At 70.8% G+C, this 11,535-nt stretch carries 1 protein-coding gene; it reads right to left on the bottom strand.

All coding sequences use genetic code 11. The features are described 5' to 3' along the window. Positions 1 to 11,335 (bottom strand): non-ribosomal peptide synthetase (locus GA0115259_RS01620; RefSeq protein ID WP_176732390.1); only part of this gene is annotated, 11,335 nt, incomplete at its 3' end. Between the last annotated feature and the right edge of the window lie 200 nt (positions 11,336 to 11,535).

Raw genomic sequence — 11,535 nt, 5'->3', positions numbered from 1 at the left:
CCCCCACCCGCCGCTGCGCGGCCGAGAGCGGAAGGCGCTCGGGCCGGGCCGCCTCGGGCACCAGGGCCGGGCGCGCGGGCCGGCCGCCACCGGTCCGGTCCGCGAGCAGCTCCGGCGTCGGAGCCTCGAAGAGATCACGGATCGCGAGTTCGGCGCCCAGCTCGTTACGGGCACGGCTGATGAGCCGGGTGGCGAGCAGCGAATGGCCGCCGAGATCGAAGAAGTTGTCCTCGGCGCCCACCCCGGGCAGTCCGAGTACATCGGCGAACAGCCGGCACAGGATCTCCTCCTGCTCGGTACGCGGACCGCGTCCCGAGCCCTGTGCGACGGCCGGCTCGGGCTCGGGCAGCGCCCGTACGTCAAGCTTTCCGTTGTCGTTCATCGGCAGCCGGGGCAGGACGCTGAAGGCGGCCGGCACCATGTAGTCGGGCAGCCGCTCCTTGAGGTCCTCGCGGAGCCGGCGTACGAGTCCGTTCGCACCGCGCGCGGTGGTGGGCGCGTTGGCGTACGGCGCGACACCGTCCGCCCGGCGGTAGAGACCGGTGGTCAGGCGGAATCCGGTGCCGCCATCGCCATCGCCATCGGGGGCCGCGTCCCGGACCAACACCGCTTCGTACACGCCGAGTCGCGCGGACCAGGTGGTGAGTACGCGGTAGCCGAGCCGTGAGCCCAGCTCCCGCAGTGTGTCGGGCTCGACACCTCCCTCCGCGAGGCCATGCGGACGGCCCTCGTCCAGAGCGCGTACGGCGGCCAGTTCGCCGACCGTACGGGCGTCGGGCACACCGACCACACGCAGCCGCTCGGGACGCCGCTCCTCAAGGAGTGCGGCAAGGGCCTCGTGTCCCGCCCAGTCGGCCACCGGAGCGTCGGCAAGCTCCACGGCATCGCTGTGGCCGCGATGGAGGACGACGTCGTAGCGGTGCCGTGTCAGTTCGTTCTGGTGACGGCCCGCCTTGGTGCGCAGATCGACGTCGAAGCCCAGAGTGGTGAAGTAGTCCGGATCGATGAGGAGTTCCTTCTCCAGCGCCATGCCTCGGTCCACGGCCCGCCGTACGGTCGCCGGATCCGTGCCCTTCTCGGCCCTGGTGAGCTGGATGGCGGTCTGGAAGGCACGGGCCAGCCGGAGGTTTCGCACATCACCGATGAACAGGGCTCCGCCCGGGGCCAGCAGCTCCATCACGCCGTTGATGACATCGGTCAGATAGTCGATGCTCGGGAAGTACTGGATCACCGAGTTGATGACGCCGGTGTCGAAGAATCCCGTTGGCAGTCCGTCGAGGTCATGGGCGGGACGGGCCCGCAACTCGACCTTGGCCGCGAGCTCCGGTTCCTGCCGCAGATCCTCGCCGATCTTGCGGATGACGGGCTCGGCGAAGTCGGTGGCCCAGTACGCCTCGGCCGTCGGCGCGAGCTGTGAGAGCAGCAGCCCGGAGCCGACGCCGATCTCCAGAATCCTGCGTGGCCGCAGTTCACCGATCCGCTCGACCGTGGCGGCCCGCCACTCGCGCATATGCTCCAGCGGGATGGGCGTCCCGTCGTACGAACTGTCCCAGCCGGCGAAGTCCTCCGTGAAAATGGCGGTGTTGATCTCGGTGTACTCGGCGGAGTAGATCTCCTGCCACTCGCCGATCTGCTCGCGCTCGGCCTCCTCGCGCCTCTCCGCGTCGAGTTCGGCAGGGACGACATAGCCGACGAGGCGCTGTGTGCCGGGCGCCGACGGATCATCACGCGCGATGACGGCGGCCTGGGCGACCTGCGGATGCCGGCTGAGCGCGGTCTCGATCTCGCCGAGTTCGACACGGTATCCGCGTACCTTGACCTGGTCGTCGGTGCGGCCGAGGAAGTCCAGATTGCCGTCCGCTCGCCGCCGTACGAGATCGCCCGTACGGTACATCCGCTCGCCGGGCTCACCGAACGGATCGGCCACGAAGCGCTCCGCGGTCAGTCCCGGCCGGCCGAGATAGCCGCGCGCCAGACCGACACCGGCGATATACAGCTCGCCGGGAACGCCGTCCGGGAGCGGCCGGAGCCAGGCGTCCAGGATATGCGCCCGGGTCGCGCGGATCGGGCGGCCGACGGTCGGGGTGGGACTGTCGTCCGTACCGCCGCCGAGCGTGTTGATGGTGTATTCGGTGGGCCCGTAGAGGTTGTAGCCGTACGTCCCGTCGGTGTCACGCAGCCGGTTCCACACGGTCTCGGTGACAGCCTCGCCGCCGAGCAGGACGAGCGGCGGCCGGTGTCCCTCCAGCAGCCCTTCCTCGATGAGGAGATGGGCGTAGGTCGGTGTGACATTGACGACGTCGATCCGGTGCGTCTCGCAGTACGCCACCAGTGCCTCGGCGTCACGGCGCAACTCCTCGTCGCAGATATGGACTTCATGTCCCTCTACAAGCCAGAGCAGCTCCTCCCACGACATGTCGAAGGCGAAGGAGACGGTGTGCGCGACGCGCAGCCGTCTGCCGCCCGCCGAGGCGATGGCCGGACCGAAGATCTCCTTCTGATGGTTGAGCCGCATATTCGTCAAGCCGCGATACGGCGTGACAACGCCCTTGGGACGGCCGGTGGAGCCGGAGGTGTAGATGACATAGGCGGGATGCTCCAGGCTGAAGCCGACACGCACCGGTCCCGAGGGCAGCGCGGTGAGCTCCGCCGCGACGGCCGGATCGTCCAGCAGGAGGCGCGGGACGTCTCCTTCGAGTGTGTCCGAGACCTCGGCGGTGGAGAGCAGGAGCAGCGGCTCCGCGTCATCGAGCATCAGGGCGAGCCGGTCGGCGGGATAGTCCAGTTCCAGCGGCAGATAGGCGGCGCCGGTGCGCAGGACGGCGAAGAGCGCGACGACCATGTCGAGGGAGCGCGGCAGTCCGAGCGCCACCACTCGCTCGGGCGCGGCACCGCGTGAGATCAGCAGCCGGGCCAGACGGTCGCAGCGCGCGTCGAGTTCGGCGTAGGTGAGCGACCGTGTGCCGAAGACAAGGGCCGTCGCGTCGGGAGTACGGGCGGCCTGGGCCGCGAGCAGGTCGGCGACCGTCTCGTGCGGAACGGGCTCCCGGCTGGCGGTGTTCTCCCGTTCCAGGGCCTCTCGTTCGGCCGGCAGCAGCGGGTCAAGGCTGCCGACAGGAGCGGCGGGATCGGCCGTCAGCCCGTCCAGCAGGAGTGTGAACCGGTCCAGCAGGTCCTGCGCGTAGCCGCTCTCGATCACATCGGGACGGTGGGAGAGCGTGATACGGATCCGTCGGCCCGGCGTGACGACCAGGTTCACCGGGTAGTGGGTGGCGTCCACATTGGCCACGGCGGTGGCGCCGTGCCGCTCGCGCAGCACGTCCAGCCGGTCCTCGGTGTCGGCGTTGCGCAGGACGAACAGTGTGTCGAAGAGACGGCGATGGCCGGTCTCCGCCTGGAGGACGCCGAGGCCCAGATACTCGTACGGCAGCAACTCCAGACGCTCGGCCTGTACTCGTCGCAGCAGATCGAGGACCGGCTCGGCCGGGTCGAACGCGACGCGCGCGGGCACGGTGTTGAGGAACATCCCGATGACGCCGGCGACCTCGGGCACTTCGCTCGGCCGTCCGGCGACGGTCGTGCCGAAGACGACATCGGCGCGGCCGGTGGCGCTCGCGAGCGCCAGTCCCCAGGCCGCGTTCAGGACGGTGTTGAGCGTCAGTCCGTGGTGGCGGGCGATGTCGCGCAGCCGCTCGCTCGTCTCGCCGGTCAGTACGGTGTCGAGGCTCTCCGGGACCATCGGTTCGAGCCCGCGGTCGGCGGCGGCCGGTACAAGCAGAGTGGGCTCGTCCAGCCCGTCGAGCGCGGTGTGCCAGGCGCGGGTGGCCTCGTCGGTGTCCTGCCGGTCCAGCCAGGACAGATAGTCGCGGTACGAGCCCGGGCGCGACAGGCCGGCCGGATCGCCGGCGCTCTCGTACAGGGCGAAGAGCTCATCGAGGAAGAGCCAGGCCGACCAGCCGTCCCAGAGGATGAGATGGCGGCCGATCACCAGCCGGTCGCCGCGCTCCTCACCGAGCCGGACCAGCAGGACACGGAAGAGCAACGGCCTGGTGAGATCGAAGCGGCGTGTCCGCTCCTCGTCCATCAACGCGCGCAGCCGCTCGTCCTGTTCGACGCCGGGGACGCCGGTGAGGTCGATCTCCTCGATCGGGATCTCCGGATCGCGGACGATGAACTGCACCGGCCGGCGCAGCCCTTCGCTGGTGAATCCGGCGCGCAGGGCGGGATTACGGGCGAGCAGTGTCCGTACGGCGGCGCGCAGCCGGCCGGTGTCGATCCGGCGCGCGATGTCGAACGACTCGTGGACGGTGTAGACGTCCAGGGCGTTCTCGTCGTAGGTGGAGTGGAAGAACAGCCCTTCCTGGAGCGGCGCGAGCGGCCAGATGTCCTCGATACCGCCGGGAGCGAGCCGCTCCACGCGGGCGGTCTCCTCGGCGGTGAGTACGAAGGAGGGCTCGGCCGACCGGTCCGGCTCGCGTGTGACGGTGAGCGCCGCGACGGCGGCGAGGGCGGCCGGAGTGCGGTGTTCGAAGATGTCACGAGGGCCGATGTCCAGTCCGGCGCGGCGGGCCTGGCCCGCGACACCGATGGAGCTGATGCTGTCGCCGCCGAGCAGGAAGAAGTCGTCGTCGATGGAGACGTCCGTCAGCTTCAGCACGGCCGCGAAGATGTCGGTGAGAGTGCGTTCGCGTGCGTCGCGCGGGGCGCGCGCGCCGGCCCGTACGGCCTGCGGAGCGGGCAGGGCCGCCCGGTCGAGCTTGCCGCTCGGTGTGAGAGGCAGGGCGTCGAGGACGACATAGGCGGTGGGCACCGCGGGCGCGGGCAGAGTGCCGGTGAGCGCGGCCCGGAGCGCGGCGGCGTCCGGCACCTGGTTCGCCGTACCGACGACATAGGCGACGAGGACGTTCTCGCGGACGGTGACGGCGGCCTGGGCGACGGACGGCTGATGGACGAGAGCGGCCTCGATCTCGCCGAGTTCGATCCGGTTGCCGCGGAGTTTGACCTGCCGGTCGGTGCGGCCGAGATATTCGACCGTACCGTCGGCGCGCCGGCGTACCAGGTCGCCGGTGCGGTACATCCGGCTGCCGGGCGGGCCGTACGGATCGGCCGTGAAGCGCTCGGCGGTCAGTGGGGGCCGGGCGTGGTAACCGCGCGCCAACTGGACGCCGGTGAGATACAGCTCGCCGGGAACGTCGGCCGGGACCGGCCGCAGGCAGGCGTCGAGCACCCGCAGTCCGGTGTTCCAGACCGGCCGCCCGATGGGGACGGTGATGCCGTCCTGCGGTTCGTCGGGGCTGTAGGTGTGATGGGTGACATCGACGGCCGCCTCTGTGGGACCGTACAGATTGTGCAGTGGCACGCCGGTGAGTGTGTGCCAGCGGCGCGCGGCGGAGACGGTGAGGGCCTCGCCGCTGCTGAAGACACGGCGCAAGGTCGCGGCCCAGCCGGGATCGCGGGTGACATCCTCCGAGTTGAGGAACGCTTCGAGTATCGACGGTACGAAGTGCAGTGTGGTGGCGCCCTGTTCGCGGACGAGCGCGGCGAGATAGGACGGATCGCGGTGTCCGTCGGGCCTGGCGAGAACGACGGCCGCGCCCTCGGTCAGCGGCCAGAAGAACTCCCACACGGACACGTCGAAGCTGGACGGTGTCTTCTGGAGGACCCGGTCGTCGGCCCGGAGGCCGTACCGCGCCTGCATCCAGGCCAGTCGGTTGCGGACGGCGCGGTGGGTGACGACGACGCCCTTGGGACGGCCCGTGGAGCCGGAGGTGTAGATGAGATACGCGGGATCGTCCAGGCGGGCGGCGGTACCGGCACCGGGAGCCGCTTCGGGGGAATCGTCGTACGGCGCGTCCAGGACGAGCGCCATGAGGCCCTCGGTCTCCGGCAGCCGGGAGGCCGAGTCCGCGACGGTGACCACCGTACGGGCAGCGGAGTCGGCCAGCATATGGGCCACCCGGTCGGCGGGATAGTCCAGATCGACCGGGAGATAGGCGGCGCCGGACTTGAGAACGCCGAGGAGCGCGACCACCAGCTCGGTGGAGCGCGGGACGGCGACGCCGACGATCCGGTCAGGACCTGCGCCCTGGGCGCGCAGCCGCCGCGCCAGGGATTCGGCACGGGCGTCCAGCTCGGCGTAGGTCAGACGCTCGTCGCCGAAGACGACGGCCGTCGCGCCCGGCGTACGCGCCGCCTGGTCCTCGAAGGCGGCGGACAGCGTGGCCTGAGGGACATCGCGCTCGGCGCCGGTGAGCCGGCTCTCCGCCTCGGCCAGCTCCTGAGAGGAGAGCAGACCGATCCGTGCGACCGGCCGCGCCGGGTCGTCGGCGAGTGTCTCCAGGATCAGGGAGAGCCGGTCGGCGATGGCGCGTACGGCGTCACCGCTCAGCCGCTCGGCGTGGTGCTTGAGGCGCAGATCGAGCCGTCGGCCGGGCTTCACGACGAGGGCGAGCGGATAGTGGACGGCGTCGTGGAACTCATGGCCGGTGATACGGATCGTGCCGGACGGGTCGCGCAGATCGGTGTCGGCCGGATAGTTCTCGAACACGAGCAGTGTGTCGAAGAGTTCACCGCTGCCCGCGAGGCCCGCGATCCGCTGGATCTCCGCCAGACCGAGGTGCTGGTGGTTCAGCAGCCGGGCCTGCTCGTCCTGGAGTCGGCCGAGCAGCGCCGCGAGTGTGTCGGCGGGCTGCCAGACGAACCGGGTGGGCAGGGTGTTGATGAACAGGCCCACCATCGACTCGATACCGTCGACCTCACCGTCACGTCCGGAGACCGTCGTACCGAACACCACGTCCTGCCGGCCGGTGAGCCGGCCGAGCAGCAGACCCCACGCGCCCTGGACGACCGTGCCGAGAGTGACACCGAGTTCACGCGCCCGCGCGGCCAGCCGCCCGGTGGTCCGCTCGGAGAGCTCGATACGGATCTGCCCGGGCCGGATCGGTCCGGTCCCGGCCGGGGCCTGGACCAGCCGAGTCGGCTCGTCCAGACCGGCCAGCGCGGTGCGCCAGGCCGTGCGGGCGGCCTCACGGTCGAGACCGGCGAGGCGCCGCAGATAGGTGCGGTACGGAGCGACCTCCGGCAGCGCCGAAGCGCTGCGGCCGTTGCCGTGGCCGTGACCGTACGAGTCCATCAGCTCGCGGTGCAGAACCGGCAACGACCAGCCGTCCGCGATGATGTGATGGAACGTCAGGATCAGCGCGCTGCGTTCGGGGCCGTACCGTACGAGAGCGCAGCGCAGCAGCGGCGGCCGGGCCAGATCGAAGCGGTTGGCCCGCTCGTCGGCGGCGACGGCCTCGGCGAGTGATTCCCGGACGGACACGCCCTGGCCCGACAGATCGATCTCACGCCACGGCAGTGTGACACCGCGCGTGATGATCTGCACGGCGGCGCCGTCGGTGCCGTACTGCCGGAAGGCCGCGCGCAGCGGTGCGTGGCGGTCGAGCAGACGCTGCGCCGCCGCGCGCAGGGCCTCGCCGTCCACCGGTCCGGCGAGCTCGATGATCTGCTGGACGGTGTACGCGTCGGCCTCGGAGCCACCGGAACCGGAGCCGGAGCCGCCGGCGAAGGCATGGTAGAAGAGGCCCTGCTGGAGCGGTGCGAGCGGCAGCAGATCCTCGATGACCAGCGGGTCCGCGCCCTGAATCCCGGCGATCTCATCCTCGGTGAGGGCGAGAAGAGGACCGTCGGCGGCCGTCGGGGCCGACTCCGTACGGTCGACGGCCACGGCCGCGAGGGCGGCGACCGTACGGTGGCGGAAGACGTCCTGCGTGGTGAGCCGGATGCCCGCCTCACGGGCCCGGACCAGCAGCCGGATGGCGTTGATGCTGTCGCCGCCGACCGCGAGGAAGTCGTCATCGATGGTGACCGACCGCAGACCGAGCACATCGGCGTACAGCCGGCAGAGCAGTTCCTCCCGGGCGTCGCGCGGCGCCCGGCCGGAGCTGAGGGCCCCGTAGTCCGGTACGGGCAGCGCCTTCTCGTCGAGCTTTCCGCTGGGTGTGACGGGCAGCCGGTCGAGCGGTACGAAGGCCGACGGCACCATGTACTCCGGGAGCCGTTCTGCGGCATGGGCGCGCAGCGTCCGCATCAGCGCGGTGATGTCGCGGAAGGGCGCGGGCCGGTTGGCGTACGGGAAGGTCCCGCCCGGCCGGTACGACGGGCCGACGGGCGCCTCGCCGTCGACAAGGACCACATCGAGACGGCCGTCGTCGGCGTGTCCGTTCCAGGTGACCGCGCAGCGGTAGCCGTGCCGGCCCGCGAGCGTGTGGAACGCCTCGGGATCGATGCCGTCGGGCGCGGGCGTACTGCTGTCCTCCAGGGCGCGCAGCGCCGAAAGGTCCTCTGCGAGACGCCCGTTGGGCACACCGGTGACACGGAGCCGGACGGGCCGGGTGCGGAGCAGCTCGTCCAGCGCGGCGAGGCCGTCGAGCGCAGACCAGCGAACTTCGCTCCCGTCGGCGGCCGATGCTCCGGACCGGACCGGGCCGGGGCGGACCGGGCCGACCGGTACCGTCTCCCGCGCGCGCAGCACCACGTCATAGCGGTAGCGGCTCAGTTCGTTTTGGTGTGTGGCGCGCTTGACGAGTACGTCCGCCTCGAAGTCCGGCAGGCCCGGCAGATCGGTGAAATAGTCCGGATCCAGGAGCAGTTCGCCCTCCCAGCTCACGGAGCGCTCCACCGCCGCCCGCAGCGCCGCCTTGTCCGGGTCGTCGGGCGTGGCCGGCCGTCGGCTCTCGACGGCGGCGCGCAGAGTGCGCAGAAGCCGGAGATTGCGCAGGTCGCCCACGAAGACCCTGCCGCCGGGAGCCAGCAGCGCCGCGACCTTGCGCAGCACGTCCGACAGATAGTCCGCGCTCGGGAAGTACTGGGCCACCGAGTTGATGACGACCGTGTCGAAGAAGCCCTCCGGCAGTCCGTCGGTGTCATGGGCCGGCCGGGCGCTCAGCTCCACGCGCGAGGCCAGGCCCGGCACCGCGTCCACCTGGGCGCGCAGCGCCCGTACCGCCTCCTGCGAGACGTCCGTACCCCAGTACGCCTCGCAGTCCGGAGCCAGGCAGGAAAGGATCAGTCCGCTGCCGACGCCGATCTCCAGAACCCTCCGGGGCGTGCCCGGTTCACGGATACGGTCGATCGTGGCGTCGCGCCACTCCCGCATCTCCTCAACGGGAATGGGAGTGCCGTCGTACATGCTGTTCCAGCCCGCGAAGTTCTCGCGGACGGACGCGCCCTCGCCTCGGCCCTCGGATCCGGCGGCGCTGTAGAACAGTTCGTGGAGTTCCTTCCACTCCTCGACCTGTGCGGCCTCGTCGCCCGGCTCGCTGTCGAGCGAGGGCACGATGTACGCGGCGAGCCTGCGCTCGCCGGGCCGGTCCTCGCGGGCGACGACCGTGACCTGGTCGACGGCCGGGTGGCCGCGCAGTACGGACTCGATCTCGCCCGGTTCGACACGGAAGCCGCGGATCTTGATCTGGGTGTCGGCGCGGCCGAGGAACTCCAGCCGTCCGTCGGCCTTCCAGCGGACCAGATCGCCCGTACGGTAGAGCCGCTCGCCGGGAGCGCCGAAGGGATCGGCGACAAAACGCTCGGCGGTGAGGCCGGGCCTGCCGAGATAGCCGCGGGCGAGTCCGGCGCCACCGAGATACAACTCACCGGTCACACCGTCCGGGACGGGCCGAAGGTGTGCGTCGAGGACATAGGCCCGGGTGCCCGGGTCCGGGACACCTATCGGGACGACCGCGCCGGCCGGAGTGTCGGGATCACACAGCCCGAGCGTGGAGTTGGTGGTGGCCTCGGTCGGACCGTACGCGTTGAACATCATCCGCGTGCGCGCGTACCGGCCCACCAGCTCCGGCGAGACGCGCTCGGTCCCGGCCAGCAGAGTTGCGGCGCCGGGCAGTTGGGCGTCCTCGGGCATCGCGGCCAGCAGGGCGGGCGGCAGGATCATAAAGGTGATCCCGTGCGCGTTCGCATAGTCCGCGAGGGCCGCGCCGGGCACACGGAGCTCGCTCGGTACGACGACGAGACGTCCACCGGAGAGCAGACCGAGACACAGGTCCCAGAAGGCCACATCGAAGCTGGGCGAGGCGAATTGGAGCACACGGCTGTCCTGCCCGACACCGAAGCGCTCGGTCTGTGTGGCGACGAGCTTGGCGACACCGGTGTGGGAGAGGACGACGCCCTTGGGCCGTCCGGTGGATCCGGAGGTGTAGATGACATACGCGGCGTTCAGGACGGAGAGCACCCCGCCGCGGTCGGCGTCGGTGGGATCGTGCGCGGGACGCCCGGCCAACTCGGCGACGGTTTCCGGCAGATCGAGAACGAACCGGGCGATTCCGTCCTCCGACGGCAGTGCTTCGAGGGAGTCGGCCGTTGTCAGCAGGCAGACGGGCTCGGCGTCGGCGAGCATGTACGCGATCCGGTCGGCCGGATAGTCCAGATCGACGGGCAGATAGGCGGCGCCGGACTTCAGTACGGCGACCTCGGCGACGATCAGTTCGGCCGAGCGCGGCAGGGCGAGGGCCACGACGTGCTCGGGGCCCGCTCCACGGGCGATCAGCGCGTGGGCAAGACGGTTGGCGCGCTCGTCCAGTTCGGCGTAGGTGTACCGCTCGTCCTCGAAGACCAGCGCGACCGTGTCGGGATGCCGCTCGACCTGCTCGGCGAACATGGCGGGCCAGGTGGCGGCCGGTACGGAGTGCTCGGTGGCGTTCCGCTCGACCAGCAGCCGGTGCCGCTCGCGCGCGGTGGTCAGCTCCAGCCCGGCGATTGTCTTGTCCGGGCGGGCGAGTCCGTCCGTCAGCAAGGTCTCGTAGTGGCCGAGCAAGCGGTCAACGGTGGCTTCGCCAAAGAGGTCCTGACGGTATGTCAGCCAGACCGCGCCCGGCGCGACGCTCAGCGCCAGATCCAGCGGGCCCGTCGGCTCCTCCGCCTCACCGGCGCCGACGGGACTACCGAGACCGGCGGCGGTGCCGAAGGCGGTGTTGAAGAAGTGCCCGCCCGCGCGTGTGGTCTCGGGCCGCAGCTCGTCGACGAGCACGGACAGCGGGAGCCGGTGCTCCTCGGCGGCCGTCCGCACCTCGGACACTCGCCTCACCAGCTCACGGAACGACGGAGCGTCGCCGAGGTGGACATGGATCGGCAGCGCCTCATGTCCGACGGTGATGTCGGCGGCGCCGCTGTAGCGGTGCAGGAGCGCGAAGAAGGCGGCGAGACAGGTCTCGCTCGTCGCCTGTACGGCCATGCTCCGGCTCCGTACCGCCCGGTTGCCCGAGGGCACCGAGGGATAGGGACGATCGGTCGGCAGCGCCGTTTCGGCTGAGGACACCGCCGGCATGTCACGCCAGTAGCCGATGACTTCTTCGATACCGGACACGTTGGCCGCGCCTCCCCAAGCAGACAGATCCCCGGGTCGAGCCCGAGTCGCCGTCATACTAAGGTAAGGGTTACCTAATCACATAGAGGCACCTTCGGGAGCCCTAGGGTCTTTCGTTTGGATCAGGCTGGGTGAGGGAGCGCCCGCCGCGGGAGCGGCTG

Source organism: Streptomyces sp. MnatMP-M17, from assembly GCF_900091995.1.
In the GTDB taxonomy this organism is placed as follows: Bacteria; Actinomycetota; Actinomycetes; order Streptomycetales; family Streptomycetaceae; genus Streptomyces.
The sequence above is the reverse complement of the archived record's forward strand: the minus strand, read 5'-3'. Positions and strand labels throughout refer to the sequence as shown.